The sequence below is a fragment of the Pontibacter anaerobius genome (genome assembly GCF_026241195.1).
GTDB lineage: Bacteria > Bacteroidota > Bacteroidia > Cytophagales > Hymenobacteraceae > Pontibacter > Pontibacter anaerobius.
In genome coordinates this window covers 399,583-420,350 of sequence record NZ_JAPFQO010000003.1, presented here as the reverse complement: position 1 = coordinate 420,350, position 20,768 = coordinate 399,583, and the positions used below count along the sequence as shown (strand labels likewise).

12 protein-coding genes are annotated in these 20,768 nt (G+C 50.6%); all 12 read right to left on the bottom strand.

The annotated features are described in order from the left end of the window. Positions 1-905 precede the first annotated feature (905 nt). Positions 906-3,605 (bottom strand): alpha-L-rhamnosidase-related protein, encoded by a 2,700-nt coding sequence (locus OO017_RS07325; protein WP_266051809.1) that lies wholly within the window; start codon positions 3,603-3,605, stop codon positions 906-908. A 334-nt stretch (positions 3,606-3,939) separates the two neighbouring features. Continuing rightward, entirely contained in the window at positions 3,940-4,704 is a 765-nt protein-coding gene (locus OO017_RS07320) for a copper homeostasis protein CutC (RefSeq protein WP_266051808.1), read from the bottom strand. Next, positions 4,685-5,662, bottom strand: a complete 978-nt coding sequence (locus OO017_RS07315) for an isoaspartyl peptidase/L-asparaginase family protein (RefSeq protein WP_266051807.1) — start codon at positions 5,660-5,662, stop codon at positions 4,685-4,687. Before OO017_RS07315 ends, OO017_RS07320 begins: the two co-directional genes overlap by 20 nt. A gap of 156 nt (positions 5,663-5,818) precedes the next feature. Continuing rightward, positions 5,819-7,300, bottom strand: a complete 1,482-nt coding sequence (locus OO017_RS07310) for an alpha-L-fucosidase (RefSeq protein ID WP_266051806.1) — start codon at positions 7,298-7,300, stop codon at positions 5,819-5,821. 379 nt (positions 7,301-7,679) lie between these two features. Beyond that, positions 7,680-8,432 carry a 3-keto-disaccharide hydrolase gene (locus tag OO017_RS07305; RefSeq protein WP_266051805.1) on the bottom strand — a complete coding sequence of 251 codons (753 nt, stop codon included), beginning with the start codon at positions 8,430-8,432 and terminating at the stop codon, positions 7,680-7,682. Between the two features lie 70 nt (positions 8,433-8,502). Beyond that, positions 8,503-9,177: a gluconate 2-dehydrogenase subunit 3 family protein gene (locus OO017_RS07300; RefSeq protein WP_266051804.1), complete on the bottom strand. Its 675-nt coding sequence runs from the start codon at positions 9,175-9,177 to the stop codon at positions 8,503-8,505. Positions 9,178-9,207: 30 nt separating this feature from the next. Further along, the gene (locus tag OO017_RS07295) at positions 9,208-10,947 is read right to left on the bottom strand and encodes a GMC family oxidoreductase (RefSeq protein WP_266051803.1); all 1,740 of its coding nucleotides are present in this window, start codon (positions 10,945-10,947) and stop codon (positions 9,208-9,210) included. A 215-nt stretch (positions 10,948-11,162) separates the two neighbouring features. After that, positions 11,163-12,746 carry a RagB/SusD family nutrient uptake outer membrane protein gene (locus OO017_RS07290; RefSeq protein WP_266051802.1) on the bottom strand — a complete coding sequence of 528 codons (1,584 nt, stop codon included), beginning with the start codon at positions 12,744-12,746 and terminating at the stop codon, positions 11,163-11,165. A 21-nt stretch (positions 12,747-12,767) separates the two neighbouring features. Then, the gene (locus OO017_RS07285; protein WP_266051801.1) at positions 12,768-15,842 is read right to left on the bottom strand and encodes a SusC/RagA family TonB-linked outer membrane protein; all 3,075 of its coding nucleotides are present in this window, start codon (positions 15,840-15,842) and stop codon (positions 12,768-12,770) included. A gap of 979 nt (positions 15,843-16,821) precedes the next feature. Continuing rightward, positions 16,822-17,829: a glycoside hydrolase family 43 protein gene (locus tag OO017_RS07280; protein ID WP_266051800.1), complete on the bottom strand. Its 1,008-nt coding sequence runs from the start codon at positions 17,827-17,829 to the stop codon at positions 16,822-16,824. An 11-nt stretch (positions 17,830-17,840) separates the two neighbouring features. Beyond that, positions 17,841-18,575 carry a 3-keto-disaccharide hydrolase gene (locus OO017_RS07275; protein WP_266051799.1) on the bottom strand — a complete coding sequence of 245 codons (735 nt, stop codon included), beginning with the start codon at positions 18,573-18,575 and terminating at the stop codon, positions 17,841-17,843. 160 nt (positions 18,576-18,735) lie between these two features. Further along, a complete protein-coding gene (locus OO017_RS07270; protein ID WP_266051798.1) occupies positions 18,736-20,751 on the bottom strand; it encodes a hypothetical protein in 2,016 nt (671 codons plus the stop codon). Positions 20,752-20,768: the final 17 nt, after the last annotated feature.

Below are 20,768 nucleotides of genomic sequence, written 5' to 3'. Positions count from 1 at the left end.
TTCAGATGGCTTTCGGTTTATACTTAGAACGCAGAGGAAATGGGCGTGCGGCTAAGTCCGGCACCAGTACACGGCAGAACTGATGTCAGACTTATGCGACAGGTAATCGGTTCGATGCGCCAGCCAAGGTCCTGTACAGCTTTCATAAAAAAGTACTTTGGTGTTCTCATGAGAAGTAAAAAAGCTCAATCAAAAGCGCCTGATTGCTTGATGGGACATTTTCACCCAAACTATCATGTTACACAACTTTGATAAGCCAGCCATTCCGGCTATTACTTTCAGTTGATTCACTCCTGCAACATTCCATGTAAGTGCAGCCTCTGCCTGTTAGCACTCGATCAATGCCTACATCCAACTCCGGACGCCAAACTGTGCTGATTTTACTTTATCACACAAATATGATCCCTTGCCTCTTCCGTTGATAGCAGGCTTTAATCTGCCATTACCTTAAAACAACTCCACACTTTCAGCACAAGCCTCCCCATACCATTATGCTAAATCATTTTAGCAATTTAAATAAAAAAACCACAAAATATTGAATTACAACACACTACCTACAAAACAACCTCCGAACAGAAACCCTGTAGTATGTAAAAAAACAGCTTCTATATTGACTTTGTATAATATACCACTAATCAAACAAAAAAACAGGCAACAAACAACTAGTCAATCCTTTATTTACTTTAAGGGGATACATTTGGCTAAACTATAAAATACAGGCTTTTCGCCTAATGCAAAAGCTGCTCAGGTTAAGAAAGGTATTTGTATAACCTATAGGTTTTAAGATAAGCTTGTCCCGATAAACCCTAAAAGCTGCTCAATTTGTTACCCTAAAGTATAAAAACGAAAGCGCCTGCAACCGCTAGGCTGCAGGCGCTCCTGATTCCTGTTTATACTTTGTAAGGCTACCTGATCTTAACCACGCGCATGTAATCCACCATAGCCTGGTTCACCTCGCCGTTCATGTTCTCGTTGTGCGGCTCAAAAGAGAGCGTGAAGGTATGGCTACCCTTCTGCAGCGGCACTTCCACGGTGTTGGTGAAGCCCCAGTTGTTCCACTCATCCGTGCCACGCTGCGGCAGCACGATAGTACCTGCAAACTCGCCGTCTTTCTTAAGCGTACGGATGGCTGCTTTATTCTGAGTGTTGATCGGGCCGTTGCCGTTGGCGTAGCGGAAATCGATGGCGTACACACCATCCTCTGCCACGGTGATGCTTACTTTTATACTTATGTTCTGTTTCTTGCTGATCTCCACGAAGCCGGTGCCGGAGAAATCTCGGTACGGCAGCCTGGCCTTGGGGGCAGATTTCTCCAGCTCGTACACCAGTTTATACTTGTCGGGCACCACTGCCACGGGCTCGCTGCCAAAAGAGGTTACCCCGTTCCCATCCACTGCCATTACCATATACTCGGCGTAGCCATTGGCATCTACCTGTAGGCTGGTGCTCTCCGTTTTCTCCAGTTCCTCCCCGTTTCTCAGCACCTGGTAAGCCATGGCACCCTCCACGGTTGGCCAGCTGAGCTTGCTGGGAGTATAGCTTACCCTTGGCATGTCTGGCGCAGTATAATCCACGGTATGGTTGCTCTCCCCTCCTGCCTCTTTGTTTGCCAATTCAATCTTGATGTTGTGCTCGCCGGTTATACTTGCCGGTATCTCAGCGTTCTCCAGCGGCTTGCCATCCATGGTGATCGACTTGATCTCGTTGCCATAGCCGCTCATCTCAAAGTTCAACACCGCATTTCTATACTTGTAGTTGGTCAGTTTGCGGTCTCCGCCGAAGGCCTTCGGCACAAACGGCTTCAGCACGATTTTATCGGCCTCAAAGTTCATCCCAAAGAACACTTTGTACACCATACTCAGGTTACCGGCCAGGCTCCAGAGCATGTTGCTGGAGTTTATCTGCGTGCCGGCGTAGTCGCCGTTGCTAGCCACAAAATTCTCCTTGTTAGTCAGGAACAGGGCAGCCGGGCGGTAGATGGCACTGATGCTTTCGGTGAGGGCTTCTTCGTTGCCGGCCTTGGCCGCCGCCAGGCTCCAATAGGCTTGCACAAAAGGCCAGATGCCATTGTTATGGTAGGGCGGGATGCCGGGTATCTGTGGGTAAATGCTCGGAATGCCGTAATCGGTTACGGGCGTGCTAGCCACAATGGTCTTGCTACGGTCGGTATCCGCCACGCCGTACAGCACGCTCAGCGCCTCGCCCAAAGCCTCTGCCTTCGGCGACAGCACGGCATAGTTGCGCCCATACAGGTACTGCCCGTAATAGCCTTTCTCCTCCTGCCACAGCAGCTTGTTTATACCCTCCTTTATACCCTGGGCTACCTGCTCAAACTGAGCGATGGCCTCCTTGTCGTTCAGTAGTTCCGCCATCTTTGCGGCCACCAGGTTCGCTTGGTAATGCACGGCGTTCGTGCCCAGGTTCTCAGACTCATAAATATCGGCGGGCTGCATCCAGAGCGGGTAGGTCTGCTCGCGCCAGTCCAGGAACGATGATTCGCCGCGCACCATGCCTGTTTCAGAATCGTAGGCGTTCAAGTAATCCTCCTCCAGGGATTTTTTGATGATGGCGTAGGTATCGCGCAGCCACTGCTCGTCGCCGGCTGCTTTGTAAACCTCCCAGGCAGCCACGGCCCAAACCATGCGGTCCGTGGAGACAGGGTAAGCCCCCCCCGTGCCGGTGTCCTGCACAATACGGCCATCCTTCACCTTGCGCATCAGACTATACTTAGAAACTTTAGGCTGCAGCTGCGCCATACTCAGGATAATGCTGTAGCTGATATCACGGGTCCAGACGCCAGCCCACTCTTTGCCCGTCCGGAAGGTGCTGTCTGGCTCCACGGCATTTACCATCTCCTCCAGCGCCAGGTTGTACAGCGCATCGCTAACCGGGTAAGTGGAAGTATACTGCGGGAAGGCGGCCACATCTTTTGTCAGCTCCCAACGGGTGGCGGTAGATTTGTCATCCTTTGGGGAGTTGAGCGTGAGGGTGATCTCGTAGATGCCGTTACCGTCCGGGTCCTGCAGTTCCGCCTCCTTTTTTCCGCCCAGGTTGTCGAAGTCCCAGCTCAGTGGCGCGGTGTTACCTGCAATGTATACGCCCTTGAAATCCTCTTTATAGATCTTATCTCCCGTGGCCGAAGTATAAAACCCCTGCTTCTCGAAAGCCTCCAGCACCGGGCGCATGTCCAGGCGCACCGTCATCTCGGTGTTGGGTGCCAGGTATACATCGTTGGGCACCTGGGTTGAGTCGTTAAACTGCTGCCCGAAAGTGATGACAGGGGTCTGGCAGTCGCCGCCGAGGCAGTTGAAGTGGTGGTCGGTGCCGGACTTCATCTCGTTGTCGCGGCCGTTGATGGCGAACTTGAACGTAACGCGTGGGCTTTGGAAGGCGTTAGCCGGGCTCTTGTAGTTTGAGGTCAGCTCTGTGGGCGACAGTACGCGCGCCACAAATTCCCCCTGCACCACGCTGTCAGGGTAGATAGTGTAAGCTTCCGACTGCCAGATGGCGCTTCTGCCAACCTCGGCCGCAGGCTTCTGCGACTGGCAGGCACCCAAGGCCATAAGGGTGAAAAGTATACTTGACTTGAAGGTGGTTCTTTTCATGAATATGGTAAGTATGATCAACACAAATGCTACCTCTACTCAAGCATCGGCACAAAGTATAGGGAGCATGAAATTACGATTAAATCGAATGAAACGGTGCTTAGCGCAGCTTTATGTGTCATAAAAAGAAACTGCCACCTCTGTGCTGCCATGCAAAGCCAACATCGCCCGCGACCAAAAAAGCCTGCAAGCATTTCCGCTTGCAGGCTTCTGGCATGTATGATATTTTGATCAGCAAAATGTTAGTAACACGCTTATACCCAAGGCATCAAGGTTGCTCGCAAAAACGCTCATTGTGCATCTCCCCATAATCCATCTCAGCTAACCGTAACAGTTATACTTTAAAAGCTGCACGCATAGCCGTTACCTGCTCTGCATCGGCCACCAGTTGCTCGAACTCCGAAAGCACCCGATTGCCGGACATGGGCGGGTAGTCTTTGCGGAAAAGCATCCCGCTATCCACTGATTTCCGGAGCGAAGCGTGTACTTCCCGCACCCCGGTTCTGGTGACCAGTTCCTGTACATTGTTTGGCGTTACGCCACCGCCGGGCATGATGATGAGCTTGCCCGCCGCCCGTACGTTCAGTTCCCGGATCAGGTCGGCACCCTGCAGCGCCGTTTCCTGCTGGCCAGAGGTGAGCAGGCGGTGCACGTTCAGTTGCAGCAAATCGCCCAGTGCTTTGTGCGGGTCTGCCACCAGGTCGAAGGCACGGTGGAAGGTGATGCTCATACTTCCCGCGGCTTCGATCAGCGCCTGCGTGCCAGCCATGTCTATACTTCCGCCTTTGGTCAAGGCACCGATCACCACCCCGTCCACTTCTAATTCACGGCATACCCTGATGTCGCGCTTCATGATCTCGAATTCGGCAGCCGAATATAAAAAGTCACCGCGCCGTGGGCGTATGAGCACGTGCAGGCCAATGTTTATACTTTGCCGGACCACTCCGATCATGCCGGCGCTGGGCGTGGTGCCGCCGCCGGCCAGGTAGTCGCAGAGTTCCACCCGCTGGGCCCCGCCCTGCTCAGCAGCCAAGGCCGAGGCCACAGAATCGATGCAGACCTCCAGCACCGGCACCGGGTTAGAACTTACTCTTTCCATCAATCAGCTTCACGCCAGCTTTTTCCTGTACAGCATAGTTAAAGCCCTTGTGAATGCAGTAACCGCCATACTCGCCGTTCTTGTTGAGCGCAATAAAGCCCACCTGCAGGTCCTTCACGTCTTTTTGTTTCGATATGATGCGCTCCACGGCCAGGCGGCAGGCGTCCTCGGGCGAGTTGCCCTGGCGCATGAGTTCCACCACCAGGTGGCTGCCCACCATACGAATCACGGCCTCGCCCAGGCCCGTGGCCGTAGCGGCCCCCACCTCGTTATCCACAAACAAACCAGCCCCAATGATCGGGGAATCGCCCACGCGGCCGTGCATTTTGTAAGCGGCACCGCTGGTGGTGCAGGCGCCGGCCAGGTCTCCGTTGGCATCCAGCGCCAGCAGGCCGATGGTGTCGTGGTTCTCGATGTTGATGACCGGTTTATACTTGGACTCTTTCAGCCAGTTCTGCCAATCCTTTTCCGAGGCGGGCGTTAACAGATTTTCTTTCTTAAAACCCTTCTCCACGGCGAACTGCAGGGCACCCTCCCCTACCAGCATCACGTGCGGGGTATCCTCCATCACCTTGCGGGCCACCGATATCGGGTGCTTTATGTGTTGCAGAAAGGCCACGGAACCACAATTGCTGTCCTTGTCCATAATGCAGGCGTCCAGGGTGACTTTACCTTCCCTGTCCGGGAAGCCGCCATAGCCTACGGTACGCACCTCAGGATCGGCCTCCGGCACCCGCACCCCGGCCTCCACGGCATCCAGGGCACTGCCTTTTCCGGAGAGGATTTTCCAGGCCGCCGCGTTGGCCGGGATGCCGTGCTCCCAGGTGGAGATCACGACGGGCTTGTTGCTTTTGGCAGTCTTTAGCGAACCGCCAAAGGCGCTTGCAAACTGGAACCCTCCGCTCATAAAGGTCGCGCCCAAGGCAGATAACTTAATAAATTTACGTCTGGTGCTCATGTTTTATACTTTATGGATTAGGGCAACGTAGTCGTGGCCCCAGTTTTTATACTTGTGTCGTTTTCCGAGGCCAATCGTTTACCGGGCGTCCTTTACATACCTTGATAAACAATTAATCCACCCGGTTTGGCTATTTATACTTTGCGATTCACTTCCCTAATATACTTCTATATTTGAGATGACCGGGTTTGCCCTGGCATCCGTGAAATTGATGCGGATTTTATCTGTGGCAGAAGGCTGCTCGAGTTTAAGGATTCGCTTGTAACCAATGGTGGTTGCATCAGCCACAGGTTTCCAGGCATTGTCCTGCCATACATCCACTGTGAATGATTTCACCCGTTGCCCTAGTTTTATGTATTCCTGCAGCAGCACATATTTTACGAGCTGTACTTTGCCTAAATCTAGCTCCAGAGTACCCGAAGTTACTCCATCGTCTGTTGCCCAGTAGGTTTCTTTATCGCCATCTGTCACGTTTGCTCCTGCGTATGCTGCTGCTTTTCCGCGAAAGGTATCGGCCTTGACTTTTGCCTTCGCTGCCAGGTTCGTCTTAAACGCTTCATCCAATAATTGCCTCCACCCTTTCAAGGCTTCTACGTCGTTTTCATGGATGAGCCCGCGTTTGTCTGGCGGCACGTTCAGGAGTAGTGTGGAGCCGCGGCCGACAGAGGTCAGGTATATCTCGAACAGCTTCTCAGGCGTCTTTACCAGCGAGTCTTCTTTGGCGTGGTAAAACCAGCCTGGCCGGATCGAAACGTCTACCTCTCCCGGAATCCATTTGTCGCCGTCTGCCGAACCTGTGTTCAAGAGGTCTTCGATGCCAGCCTTGCCTGCGTACAGCGTATCGTTGCTGATGGTGTTCCAGTTCGTTTCCCCGACAAAGCCTTTCTCGTTTCCGACCCAGCGTATATCAGGCCCTGCATCACTGAAAAACAACACCTCGGGGCTAGGCTGCAACTGATCTACCATACGTAGGGTGGCAGGCCAATTGTAGTACGTAGCACGGTCTATTCTGCGGGTTTCACGGGTGCCGCCGTAGTAACCGTCTCCGCCATTGGCTCCATCAAACCACATCTCAAAAAAAGGCCCGTAGGAGGTAAATATTTCTTCGAGTTGATTTCTATAGTATGCTATGTAGGAGGGATTTCCGTAATCCGCACGGTTCCTGTCCCAGGGCGAGAGGTACACGCCGAACTTCATCCCATACTTCTGGCAGGCATCCGCTACCTCTTTCACCACGTCTCCCTCTCCGTCTTTGTAGGGGCTGTTCTTCACGGAATGCTCCGTATACTTGCTAGGCCAAAGCGCAAAGCCATCGTGGTGCTTACAGGTAAGGATAACTCCTTTAAAACCGGCACCCTTGAGTGTGCGCACCCATTGCTCCGCATCCAACTGAGAGGGGTTGAAAATAGCCGGACTCTCATCTCCGTAGCCCCATTCCAGGTCCGTAAAGGTGTTGGTTGTGAAGTGGATAAAGGCATTCATCTCCATCTCGTGCCAGGCCATTTGTGCCTCTGAAGGAACGGGAAGCACAGGTTGTGGCGGGGCAACAGCCTGCACTGCAGTGTTGGTACTGCTCGTTGAACAGGAAAGGAAGGTACTCGCCAAGGCGGCGGCTAACAGTAAACTATACTTCTTCATCAGTAGCTTTTATGGTTCACGGAAATGGGACAGCAAAGCTTTACTCTGTTCTCCGGAAGGTAGAAGCTCAGTGGGTAAGCTTCATCGCTATTACTTAAAAACCGGGCCCTGCTCCACGAATTTTATACTTTATATCATTTCCCAAAGTATAGCCAGCCTAGTCCCACCTATCCGGAGCAGAGTAAGTTTACGGCGGGCTGCCAAAGTATAAATTAGTTTGTTTCACAGGCTAAAGAAAGCATAATGATCCTGATTCCATTACTGGTACCAGGATCATCAGCAAATTCACCTTAAACTATTACTAATCAACCAATCTATCAATAACTCAGGTTTAATTTTACAGGGATCGTACTCCCTGGCAACTGGCCGGAGAGAATTGCTACAGCTCTCTTATCCAGATATTACGGAAGCTGATAGGCTCGCTCTTATCGCCATGCGCCTGCAACTTTATGGGGGCTGCACCATGCTTTTTATAGGATGGCTTACCGATATACTGCGTAGGCCCCAACAACTCTACATTGTTTTGCACCAGCACGCCGTTAAACAGCACCGTTACCCGCGCAGGAGATTTCAGCGAACCATCCGCTTCAAATTCTGGCGCTTTCCAGAATATATCGTAGCTCTGCCACTCGCCGGGTTTCCTGGCCGGGTTTGCCAACGGAACAAACTGCTTGTATATACTTCCTGCCATCCCGTTCACATAGGTCTTGTTGTTATAGGAGTCCAGCAACTGCAGCTCGTAACCGGCATCGCCTTTGCCTGTGGAGGCCAGGAAAATACCGCTGTTCCCCCGCGACTGCCCCTCCAGGTTGATGTTTTCCGGAATACGCCACTCAATGTGCAGCTGGTAGTCTTTAAAAGCCTCCTTCGTCTCGATGTTGCCTGCCTGTTTGTTTACAGTCATCACCCCATTCGATACTGCCCAACCAGCAGACTTGGACCTGTCATTAGTAGACACCCATTGATCCAGGTTCTCGCCATTGAACAGGAAAACTGCATCGGCCGGAGCCTCTATATTTACTTGCCCGGGCTTTACAACTTCGGGTACGGGCTCCCATACTTCCGTATCTTCCGGTTTTGCTTTTTGCTGTGCCTGTGCCATAAAAAAACTACCTGCTAACAGGACTATCATTACGAGTTTAGATGTCATCTGGTGCTTTATTTTATCTGTCCGCGATTCTTACCTTTTTATGAAAACCAGGTTATGCAGTGCGGTCAAAGGTCACGCATTCCCTCAACTCTTTTTCTGTATAAGCCAACTTGTACTGCTTTAATACATCCTCAGGCACTCCCTTCCATTGGTTCGGGCGGTTTCCCTGGTAGTCCAGGTCTTTCACACCCATTTCAGAGGTAAAGAAGCCGGTTGCCGTCAGGTTGCGCATCAGGTTAAAGAACGACACGCCTTTCTTCATCTCAGGTTTTGCCTTTTCAGGGTAAGCTACGGCATCCACCATTTCCAGTTGCTGCCTTTGCTTACAGTCTTTAAATGGTTTTTCAAAGCGGTTCAGGCACTGTATATCCAACCACTTAAGTCCACTGCGCATTGGTGTCTGTAACTCCGGCTTGTCTTTCACGATGAACTCTATAAAGTCAGGCACTCCGGCTTCAGACGCGCTTCCACTTACCTCGTCTTCCGGAATGATGATATCAGAAAGCACTGTGATGGTAGCCATTTCCTGCTCGGTGAAGAAAGTTTTAGACTTGATCTCCTTCAGGCGCGCAACCTCCTCCGGCATACGCCCATCCGTGGCGGAAGCATCAGGCTTATCGATGACTTGCACAACCTGCTCATCGGTTTTGGTGTCGCAGGACTCCAGGAGCAACACTGAAGAAACAGTGCCCAGCACAATGGCTTTGAAAGATTCTCTTCTGTCCATATAAGTATAATTTTTACCTCAAAAGCAGGGCTAGAGGTTTTGCTTTTTCATTTGATCTACAATGTACTCAGATGCCCGCATCGAAAGCGCCATTATGGTCCAGGTGATGTTTTTGTCTCCCTGCGACACGAACTGGCCTCCGTCTACACAGAACAGGTTTTTACAGTCATGCGCCTGGCTATACTTGTTCAGAGCAGATTTTTTTGGATCGTTGCCCATGCGCACAGTACCTGCCTCATGAATAATCTTGCCCGGATTCTCCAGCCCCCAGTTGTTGTGCGGCCCGGCATCGCCACCCCACGTAATGACGGCCCCCATTTCATGCATGATCTCCTTGAACGTTTCGTTCATATGCTTGGCCTGGTTGATCTCGTAGTCGGAGTACTTCACATTAAACCGCAAAACCGGAATGCCATACTTATCCACCACATTGGGGTCGATCTCGCAGTAGTTACTCTCGAAAGCGATGGCTTCCCCACGGCCGGCCATCCCCACGCTTGCCCCGTACATAAAACGATAGTCGTCTTTCAGGGACTTACCGTAGCCGCCGGCTTCCTTCGTTTTGCCATGTACCTGCATTTTCCCATTCAGGTTCTCTATGCCCCAGCCAAACCCGTAGGCCGGTTGCTGCATACCTCCCCAGTACTCTATGTGGTACCCTCTCGGGAAATCGAGTTTTTTGTTATCCAGCCACCACGGCGTGTAAACGTGCATACCGCCAACACCATCCTCGTTATAGCGCTTGCGGCCCATCAGCTGCGGAAGCACGCCCCCCACGGCAGCTCCTGTCGAATCGTGCAGGTATTTACCAACCACGTCGCTGGAGTTCGCCAGGCCGTTCGGGTGGCGCTGGGATACCGAGTTGAGCAGCAGTCGCGCGCTTTCACAGGCACTGGCAGCCAGTATCACCACTCTGCCGTCTACCTGGTAGTCCAGCATGTCCAGCGTGTCTACATACGACACACCCGTTGCTGTACCCTCTGCGTTGGTTAGTACCTCACGCGCCATCGCATGCGGAATAACATCCACGTTACCGGTTGCCACGGCTGGTTTCACCAAACAGGAAGAAGAGGAGAAGTCTGCGTAGGCTTTACAGCTTCGGCCGCACTGGGCACAGTAGAAGCACTGGCCCCGCTCATCGTTTATCTTCTTGGTAAGTACGGACAAGCGGGATGGTATAACAGGAATGCCGATTCCCGTGGCTGCTTTCTTGATCATCAGTTCGTGCAGGCGAGGCAACGGCGGGGGCAGGAAAATACCATCCGGCTCATCCTCCAACCCTTCGTTGGTGCCAAACACCCCGATCAAACGGTCTACCTTATCATAGTATGGCTTTACGTCCTCATACCCGATAGGCCAGTCTTCCCCCAGCCCATCTATACTTTTGTGCTTAAAGTCCTTCGGTCCGAAACGCAGCGAGATGCGGCCCCAGTGGTTGGTTCTTCCTCCCAACATGCGGGCGCGCCACCAGTCCCACTCGGTTCCTTCCGCCTTTGTGTAAGGCTCGCCGTCTATTTCCCATCCCCAGTAGCATCCGTCAAAATCACCGAAAGGCCTGAACTTAGTGCTGGCACCTCTTCGAGGGGATTCCCAGGGATTCTTTAGCTGCGCTGAGTCGGTAGCTGGATCATACATAGCGCCCGCCTCGAGCAAACATACTTTTAAACCTGCATTGGCTAAAACATAGGCAGCCATGCCGCCGCCCGCCCCTGAGCCAACGATGACAGCATCATACTTTTTTACTTTCTTTTTAACCTGGAAGTCTTCCATAAAAATCTTTATACAAGGGTGAAGTAGCCCTCTGAAATCAATAGTTGCTTTAAAAGCATTCAGTAGACATATAACCTTAGAGGCTGTTCAGGTATTCCTGACACAGGCCCCTAAGGTTAAGTAAAGCTAATAGGCAGCCTGTAAAGGCCTTTTATACCAATCTGGCAATAGCATCGCCAGATTGCTAAGTCAGTAATTTTTATACTTGAAAGCGATTAATAGCCTGGGTTCTGTGCCCCCAAACTTGGGTTTCTCTGTCTTTCCGCTTCAGGGATCGGGAACAGCAAGTGTTTCTCTTCAAATACTTTGTTCCAGGTGTTGGCATGGCCTACCAGTTCCACAAAGTTTATTTCGCCCGGATTGCTTGCTGATGTTTCAGGGTACTTTCTGGTTCTAACCATATCGAACCACAGGCGGAACTCGAATACCAGTTCTCTGTACCGTTCTTCCCAAACCTCTTCTACAAACTCATCCGCTGACAAAGAGGCTAGTTCGGTTCTGATCTGGTTCATATCCTGCTTCCAGTAAGCACGGCCTTTAACCTGGGCTAGGTAGTTAACAGCGTCTGCTGTTACACCCTGTGATTTAGCTATCGCCTCGGCTGCTGTCAGCAGTACATCTGAGTAGCTGTACATCACCACATCTTTACCAGAGCTGGCAGTCTCAAACATGGCGTTGTCATCGTGCCAAATGTATGGGGTTGGCTCAAATGTCTGAACGGTTCCGTTGTCCAGGGTTAAGGTAGTATGGAAATACTGCTTCTCCTGTGCTCTCAGGTCATTCTCGGTGTCATATCCCCACAAGAAGGCATCTACCGGCTGGTATGCACCGTTGGTAAGGGCATAAGCTACATGCTGCGCCATTGATACAGGGTAAGACCACTGCGGGTAAGAGTTGTTCGAAATACCTACTGCATACTCATGGAAAAGTACATACTCATTTGCCGCAGCATCGCTCTTACGAATCTTGTTGTAGGCACTGTTCTCCATCACCACATTGCCGCCAGCCATGTCATGCTGCGTTAAGCTGTAGGCTCCGCTGTTGATCACGGTTTCTGCCATAGCGGCTGCATCTGCATACCTGTTTTCCTGCAGCGGGTACCCGCTCATGGTCAGGTAAACGTCTGCCAACAGCGTGGCGGCGGCACCTTTCGTAATGCGGTTCCCGTTGTTAGCCATGGATATCTCCGCAAGGCCACCTTGGTTAACCGCAAATTTCAGGTCCTCCTCAATCAGGTTATACACCTCTTTAACTGAGTTTCTCTCCACATACAGATTGTCAAGCGATTCGTATGGCTCTGTTATCACAGGCACCTCTCCGAACATTCTTACCAGGTAGAAGTAAGCATAAGCCCTGAAGAATCTGGCTTCTGCAGCTAGCCGATTGCTCTCTTCTTCTGTAAGCCCCGGTGTGGTAGGGATATACTTGATAGCATTGTTAGCCCTGGAAATACCTCGGTACAAATCGTCCCAGATGCCTCCCAAGTAACCATTCAGGTTATTGCCGTTGAGCGTCAGTTGCTGAGCGTGCTGTACATGCACCTCCTGCCCCTTATATTCGTTGTCGAAGAAGCCGGACATATAGTTGCCCAGGATGGCTTCGGCTCCACCGTACACGCCGCCATCGAATAACTGTGGCGCTCCGTTTCTGTACAGGGAGTTTACCGCGTTATAGGCATGGGCTGGCAATGTAAAATTCTGATTGGCGCTTAGTTCGTCCCTTGGCACCTCATCCAGAAAATCTTCACAGGAAAAGCACATCATCCCTGCCAACAATATCATTAGACTTGTCTTTTTCATATCTCTTCTCATTTGAATCGTTTAGAATTTTACATTTAAACCCAATGTGTATGTTCTAGGTCTAGGGTACTGGAAGAAGAAGATATTCTGACCCCATTGGTTACCTCCCCAAGAGCTTGCTTCCGGGTCGTAACCCTGGAAATCATCTGAGTGAACGACAAACGCGTTTTGTACGCTGGCATATACCCTTAATGCTTTCAGGTTCAGAGCTGGCAGGAAGGTATTGTCAAAGTTGTAGCCGAGTGAGATCAGGTTGCCACGTATGTATGAACCGTCTGCCACCCAGCGGCTGTCAATCTCACTATTCTGACCTGCATAGGCCTGGTTGCGGATTTCCTGCACCATGGTGTTCTGGTTCTCAGGCGTCCACCCTTCCGTCAGGATAGTACGAAGGCCATTTGCGATACCGGAGCGATCCTCGGTTGAGTGGTAGAACTGCTGTAAGATATCCACACCGTAAACAAACTGCAGGTCAACAGTCAGGTCAAAGTTTTTATACCTGAAGTTGTTGATGAAGCTGCCTGTCCAATCTGGCAGGCCTTTGCCAAGTATGGACTTTTCCTTAGCACGCTTCGCTTCTCCAGGCACGGCACCAACTTTTGCTGCTTCATCCGCCTCATCTGTACCCCAAACGCCCAGGCGTTCATAGCCCCAGAAAGAGCTAACCGGCTCGCCAACGCGAAGGATGGTTTGGCTACCAGACACCCACCAAGGGCCTGGCTCAATGTCTTCGTCGTTCTCTCCGAGTTTCTCAATCCTGTTCTTATTGTAGTTGAAGTTCAGGGTAGACTCCCATCTGAAGTCACTGTTATCGATATTGGTTGTGGTTAGCATGGTCTCGATACCACGGTTAGACACTGAACCGATGTTGTCTCTTACAGAGGAGAAACCTGTTGAATGAGGGATAGGCCTGTCGAGCAGCAGATCGGTTGTTAACTTATAGTAGTAATCAAATTCAAACGCAACCCTGTTATTGAAGAAGCGTGAATCGATGCCGATGTCAAACGTCTTTGTTCTTTCCCACTGCAGGTTAGGGTTTGGCATCCTGTTGGCATAACTCGCCGTTTGTCGCTCCCCCCCGATCAGCACAGTACCGGAAGAGACTGTTGCCAGCGACTGGTAGGTTGGTATCTCCGTGTTACCCGTAACGCCATAGCTACTTCTTAGCTTTAGTTGATCTAAGCTGCTGACATTCTGAAGAAAGGGCTCGTTAGAGACAACCCAACCAACACCCAGTGATGGGAAGAAGCCATACTTGTTATTCTCTCCAAAGCGGGATGACCCGTCTACCCTGCCTGTCAGCGTTAGCAAATACTTGTCTTTGAAAGCATAGCCCCCACGCAGAAAGTATGAGTTCATGGCCCAGTTGTCATAACCGGACTGCGGTGCACCCGGCTGGCTGGCAGCCCCTATGTTATTAAACCGAAAGAAATCATCCGCAAATCCTCTCGCTTCGGCAGAGTTGAACTCTACTGTGCGCTCCTGCCAGCTAAGGCCCAGAACCGAGTTGATCCTGTGGTCACCCATCTCCTTGTTATAGGATAGGAAAGTTTCCTCCTGCCAGTATGTTACCTGCTCATCAGCCAGGTATGCTCTTCCCAGAGGCGATGATATGTTCAGCAGATCTGTTGGGTAATACTCTTTGAAACTCCTGTTATGCTTGTCGAAACCGAATTGGGTTCTCAGGTCCAAGCCAGGTAAAAGGTGGAAGGTAAGGTAGGTGTTACCAAAGTACTGCGTGCGCTCCCTCAAGCGGTCCTGGGTTTGGAGTACGTGCACAGGGTTGGCCATACCCTCCAGATTATAGGCATCACTGATCAGGCTACTGTTGCTCCAGGTGCCATCCGGGAATTTAACCGGAAAGATAGGAGGCATCTCGATCATAGTTCGGCGAGGCATCTGATGTCCTCCACCCTCTTCAGCCTCATTTTCATTGGTGTAATTCACCAGAAGGTTTACACCTGCCGAGAGCCATTTTTTAGGATTCGCGTCATACGCAACTTTACCGTTCACACGCTCCAGCCAACTGTTCAGCATAATACCTTCCATCCTGGCGTAGTTCAGGAACGTGCCGAAAGAAGATTTATCACCTTTTGTTTGTAAAGAAAGCTGGTGGTTGTGCGATACTGCGGTGCGGGTGGCTTCTTCCTGCCAGTCTGTATCGTACAGCGGGTTGCCATTAGCATCAAACAGATTTGGGTCAGACTTTGTAAAGACTGGGTTTACGGAAGGTCGGTATTTCGGAGTATTTGCCATACCAGTCTCTACTACCTGCAGCCACTCCTCCGCATTTAGCAAATCCATTTTTTTACGGAGTTTGCCAACGCTTACAAAGCCATCATACCCTACCTCAACGCCCTCTGTCAGCGCCCCTCTTCTGGTAGTCACCAAGATCACACCGTTGGCTCCGCGCGCTCCATATATAGCCGTGGAAGATGCATCTTTCAGCACCTCTATACTTTCTATATCATTCGGGTTGAGGAACTGGATATCCTCCATTACCACACCATCCACTACATACAGCGGGCTGGTTGATGAATTGATCGTCCCGACACCCCGGATTACGACTCGGGGGCTACTTGTTGGCGAGCCGGAGTTCAGCTTCACGTTTACACCAGCTATTTTCCCCTGCAATCCCTGAAGGGCGTTTGTAACGGGTGCTTTCAGCAACTCGTCTGAGTTTACAACACCTACAGAGCCTGTTACATCTGATTTCCGTTGGGTGCCATACCCTGTCACTACCACCTCTTCCAGCGCCTTGGTGTCAGTAGCTAGGGTTACATCAATCACCTCCTGCCCAGTAATTGCAACCTCCTGTGTTGCAAAACCTATGAAAGAGAAAACCAGTGTGCCATTTCGCTGCTCATCCGGCACATTCAGGGAAAAACTACCATCCGCATTTGTGGAGGTGCCTCTGCTTGTGCCTTTTAGAAGAACTGTTACTCCCGGTAAAGGTGTGCCATCTTCATCCTTTACAGTACCCCTTACCGGAACATCATACTTGGAAAAAGTGCTTGCCCCGCTAGCAGGGACAAGAGCCGAAGAGAGCGTGTTAAGCTGATTTTTTTCAGCTGCGTAGCTTTGTGTGACGGTCATGCCCGCACACATTGTAAAGGAAAGCAGCCCGGTACAGAAAACCCGCCCCTTTTGCTTTACACTGCTACCATTCAACAAACCTGTAAAGTGGTGTTTCATAGGATTTTATTTTCTTATAAGATAAAAACAAAGGCATACTAAAACGTTTTAGCAAAACCTTGAAGCTTTATAATTTTGCTATCGGCTACCACCAGATCTAAAACTCCATTGGCTTAACCCAGCAACTCATATATCTTATGTAACCACCCTTGCTGCAAGTACACAAAAGTGATTAATCAGACTTCCTAAAAAAGAAATATACCTAATAAACATCCCTGAATTATGGAGCTATGCAGCCATTGCTTTGGATGTCCTTGTTCTTCTACGAGTTAAATTAATTAATGTATTTATATATGCAAAATTATTCTATTCTTTTATTTCTATTTAAAGTAAGTAATCAATCACAGAGGCAGCAATACACCTTATGTTAAGCCAACAATTAGCTAAAGCTGTTATAATCACAGAACTGGAAAGTATCCATAAGTGAAGTATGAGCCATAGAAGAAAGTAAAGCGGTATTTAAATATTAAATCCCTAAAACCTGTATAGAACAGAAGGATAAGCTACAGAGGCGCTGAGAAAACCGAAAGGACTAAATATAAACACCTTCAACAGAAGCATTTGATAAGTAAAAGTGTGTTCTCCTCCATCTCAGGCTTGCAGCATGCATTTTTATAAAAAACAGAATGTGCCCCTGCCCTACCTATTTAGAAGCACCTTTACTGGCAGGAGCAAGTGAATTGATCCATTTGGCAATTTAAAGGGCGTCTTCTTTAGGCACCTGTGGCATAGGCGGCATTTAGGTTGCATATAAGTTTGAAAGTGGTATGCAACTTAACACCTGACAAGGATGGTGAAAGAGTAATAGCATGGAGGTATACCATGCTATTACATTAAACTACAGGTGCTTTGAAAGGGTAAAAGGCTTTGCAGGGGCGACCTACTTCAATTGAAGGCTCGGCACACCTGTCGTAGTAATCTTCACAGGCTTAATAAATCCTTTTGAGTCGAATTCCATTTTATCGATGCAAGTAACCCTATGGTTGGCATCAGTCTCACCCAGCGGCCTTCTGTGGTAGACGATAAACCACTGACCTTGAGTTGCATTATGAATCACAGAGTGGTGTCCGGCTCCGGTTGCAACCGCTGGGTCCTGCTTCAGAATGGTATCCACACGTTTGAACGGCCCTAAAGGCGAATCACTGATGGCATAAGCCACCCGGTAATTAGGTCCGCCCCATCCGCCTTCCGACCACATGAAATAATACTTCCCATTTTTACGGAACATGAACGGCCCCTCCACATACCCTTCCGGGGTTATTTCCCTGAAGGTAGTGCCGTCTTCGAAAGGTACAAAGCCAGTGAAGTCATCATTTAACTTGGCTATATTACAGTGTCTCCACCCGCCGTAGATCAGGTAGTGCTGGCCGTCCTTGTCTTTGAACACAAACTGATCAATAGGCTGGGCTCCGTTGTGAAACTGCCCGATGAGTGGTTTACCGAGGTGGTCCTTGAAGGGGCCTTCCGGGTTATCAGCCACGGCTACTCCTATGCCGCCCAGCTCGCTGTTACTCTGTATATCGTTTGCCCCGAAGAACAGGTAGTATTTTTTGTCTTTCTCGATGATAGAGGGAGCCCACATGGCTTTATGCGCCCACTTTACACTGGCAGTGTCTATGATACTGTTGTGCTTCGTCCAGTTCACCAGGTCCGGAGAGGAGAATGCGTCCATGAAGACCTGCTGTTCATAAGGTGCAGAGTAAGTAGGATACACCCAATACTTATCCCCAAAAATGATGCCTTCCGGATCGGCATACCAACCGGGAAATATCGGATTACCCGATGTCTTGCTATCGGGCTGCGTTTTCGGTGCAGGTTCGCTTTTCTTCTGGGCGTACGCCTGCAGGTTAACACAAAGTATAAAACAAAGGATAAGCAGAACTCTCATACTGTTACAGCTTATAGTGGACGTATTTTAATGTTCTTGAACCACACTTTGTCGCCGTGGTCCTGCAGGGCGATGTGGCCGCGCTTGTAGCGTCCGTAGTCCGGCATACTGACAAACTTACTTTCCTGCACCATGTGCTCCCACTCAGGGCTCCAGAGTGCGTACTCCACCACCTTTTTCCCGTTCAGGTACTGCTCCACATTTCCGCCCTTCACTACGAGGCGGACTGTATTGTACTCCCCAGCAGGCTTCACGGCAGGCTCTGAGAGAGGGTGCAGGTCGTAATTGGTGCCCGCTTTACGGTTTCCGTTTTTGCCCTGCTTGGCATCCGGATGCCTTTCGTCGTCTATAATCTGCATCTCCGGCCCCGTCTGAAAAGTATATCTGAATTTAGGCTCTTCCGATACATTGAAAAAGATCCCGCTGTTTCCTCCTTCCGAGATCTTCCAGTCCAGCATCAGTTCAAAGTCCTGGTACTCTTCTTTGGTCACGATGTCTCCCCCTCCTTTGCCTACAAGCGCAATGGCTCCATCCTCAATTTGCCACGCGGCCGGCACGGCATCTTTTTTGAAGCCTCTCCAGTGCTCCATGCTCTTTCCGTCGAAAAGCAGCACCCATCCATCAGCCTTTTCTTTACGGGTTAACGCGTTTTCGGCTTTGGAGGAGCTACCGCCTGTTCCAGAGGCACATGCATATGCAAAAAGGGCTGTAGCCAAAAGCGCCAGCAGCGTATAAATTCTTTTCATTGATGCTGATAGTTTAATGAAGGGATGCATTTAAAGCGGCGTAAAGTCAGTTAAGAGGTATCGACCTGCAGCCGCATGAAGGTTATGTGTGCTGCTTTTCAATTTGAAAAAGCAGCACACATAACCAGAAATTAGGCAAACAAAGTAGCCGAGGCCCTATTTATTTAGAAGCACCTTTGCCGGCTGGGGCAAGCGAGTTGATCCATTTGGCGATCTTGAGGGCATCCTCCTTCGGCACCTGTGGCATAGGTGGCATTTCCGTGGCATAATCCGGCCAGTTCTCAGGCTCCGGGTTATGGATCAGCTCCACAATTTTTTCCGGTGTGTAACCGCGTTTAGCCACATCCACATAAGCCGGGCCAACCTGACGTTTATCTGTGGTATGGCAGGCAAGGCAAGTATACTTTGCCAGCAAGCCCTTCACCTCGTTGTATGTTGGTGCGGCAGATTTAGCAGTAGCGCTGGCAGTTGCTTTTTTCGTAGCAGGCTTAGCCGTAGCGGCTCTTTTTGAAGTTGTAGCTTTTTTTGCCCCAGTTGCTTTCTTCGTAGTTGCCGCAGCAGTGCTTTTGGTGCTCAGTTCACTTAGTGACAGCTTCTGCCCTTCCGGGATGTTGTTCAGCGTGTAGTATGCTGTGGGGTGCACCAGTGAGTGGGAATTGTCCCGCTCCCGTACTCCGCCAAGGGTGATGTTGTGGATATAATAGCGGCGCAGATTATCCACCACTATACGGGCCTTCATTCCATCTTCCGATACTTTGACTCCCTTTACAGTACACTCTTCTGTGTTCACAGGAGGGCTTCCGTAAACCGGGTGGTATTTGTAAATGAAGCTCGACACACTGTAAGACTCTGGGTTCTCTGCAGATTTCTTATCAACAGGTTTGGTAAACTCAATTTCAAACCCATCCGGCATAGCACGCACCGCTCTCATTTCGAATGGGACTCTGTTGTTCCATACCAGGCGTTGCAGTCCCTGGTTGGCATCACCAGCCGAGCCCCATCCACGATTTGTCTCCCCTACAAACAGGGAGCCATCTTTGGCCCAGGCCATGCGGAGCACACCCGACTGAAAACCGGTCCGGAACAGGAAGGCAGCTCCCTGAAACTCTCCATTCACTTTCTCCAGGAACACACGTGAAATAAGGCTCATGCCCTGGTCACCTACCAATACCTGTCCGCCAAATGGACCGAAGTTCTCTTCCGGAATCTTAATCGGCTCTGAGTTAGATACCCCTAGTATACCATGAGGCAACCACACGGCCGGCAGGCGCAGTTCAGGAATAGCCTCTTTAACCTCGTAAAGCATCTTGAACTCTTCATCTACCACGTTCTCTGGCTTGATGTATCGTCCGTTCTCCCCCCTTACCTTGCGTTGGTCCACTTGCGCGAATAGTTGCTCCTCCGTCGTTTTAACCGGTGAGTTTGGCATGTTGCTCCAGCGCAAGCCTGCAGGGTGCCCAGTAAATGATCCCTTCGTTACGTGCCAAAGCCCGCCTGAGCCCATCCAATCTCCCTGGTTGTCTGTATAAAACAGCTCTCCATCAATAACACCTGGCCCTGCCGGGGAGCGCATGCCTGTAGCCCATGGCTCCATTTTGCCGTCTTCACTGATCTTCATCGTCCAGCCACGCCATGGCACCCGGCTTTCGCCGCGCCACCATTCCTCATCACCAAAGGCCACGTTGCCGGTAACAAAAAAGCTACCGTCCGGGGCTATTTTTGGACCAAAGCTGTACTCATGGTAATGCCCCGAAATCGGCCAGGCATAAACGGTTTTATACTTGTCAGCCTTGCCGTCCATGTCCGTGTCAACCAGTTTCGTAAGCTCTCCGCGTTGGGCAGCGTACAGCGCGCCATCCTTATAAGCCAAGCCAAGGATCTCGTGCAGGCCGGTGGCAAACTTACGGAAGTATGGCCGCTGGCTTGTCGGGTTCTCCACAATGTAAACATCTCCGCGGCGTGTGGAAATGCCCAGGTCCCCTGATGGCAGCACCGTAAGGCCTCCCACTTCCAGCAACGCGCCTTCCGGAGAGCTAACGCCCATAATCCTGAAGTAATCCTCCTCCATAGGAGATTCCTGCGCCAGGGCCGGCGCACTGAAACCTGCAATAGTGGCGGCCGTCAGCAAGAAACTGGATATGGCCTTCCTGTATGATTTTCTATCTGTATAGTTCATGAGTAAAAGCAGTCTGA

Excerpts from the sequence above, each read along its gene's own strand:
- OO017_RS07270 (WP_266051798.1), bottom strand. The coding sequence starts at position 20,751 with ATGAACTATACAGATAGAAAATCATACAGGAAGGCCATATCCAGTTTC.
- OO017_RS07290 (WP_266051802.1), bottom strand. The coding sequence starts at position 12,746 with ATGAAAAAGACAAGTCTAATGATATTGTTGGCAGGGATGATGTGCTTT.
- OO017_RS07300 (WP_266051804.1), bottom strand. The coding sequence starts at position 9,177 with ATGGACAGAAGAGAATCTTTCAAAGCCATTGTGCTGGGCACTGTTTCT.
- OO017_RS07285 (WP_266051801.1), bottom strand. The coding sequence starts at position 15,842 with ATGACCGTCACACAAAGCTACGCAGCTGAAAAAAATCAGCTTAACACG.
- OO017_RS07325 (WP_266051809.1), bottom strand. The coding sequence starts at position 3,605 with ATGAAAAGAACCACCTTCAAGTCAAGTATACTTTTCACCCTTATGGCC.
- OO017_RS07320 (WP_266051808.1), bottom strand. The coding sequence starts at position 4,704 with ATGGAAAGAGTAAGTTCTAACCCGGTGCCGGTGCTGGAGGTCTGCATC.
- OO017_RS07315 (WP_266051807.1), bottom strand. The coding sequence starts at position 5,662 with ATGAGCACCAGACGTAAATTTATTAAGTTATCTGCCTTGGGCGCGACC.
- OO017_RS07280 (WP_266051800.1), bottom strand. The coding sequence starts at position 17,829 with ATGAGAGTTCTGCTTATCCTTTGTTTTATACTTTGTGTTAACCTGCAG.
- OO017_RS07310 (WP_266051806.1), bottom strand. The coding sequence starts at position 7,300 with ATGAAGAAGTATAGTTTACTGTTAGCCGCCGCCTTGGCGAGTACCTTC.
- OO017_RS07305 (WP_266051805.1), bottom strand. The coding sequence starts at position 8,432 with ATGATAGTCCTGTTAGCAGGTAGTTTTTTTATGGCACAGGCACAGCAA.
- OO017_RS07295 (WP_266051803.1), bottom strand. The coding sequence starts at position 10,947 with ATGGAAGACTTCCAGGTTAAAAAGAAAGTAAAAAAGTATGATGCTGTC.
- OO017_RS07275 (WP_266051799.1), bottom strand. The coding sequence starts at position 18,575 with ATGAAAAGAATTTATACGCTGCTGGCGCTTTTGGCTACAGCCCTTTTT.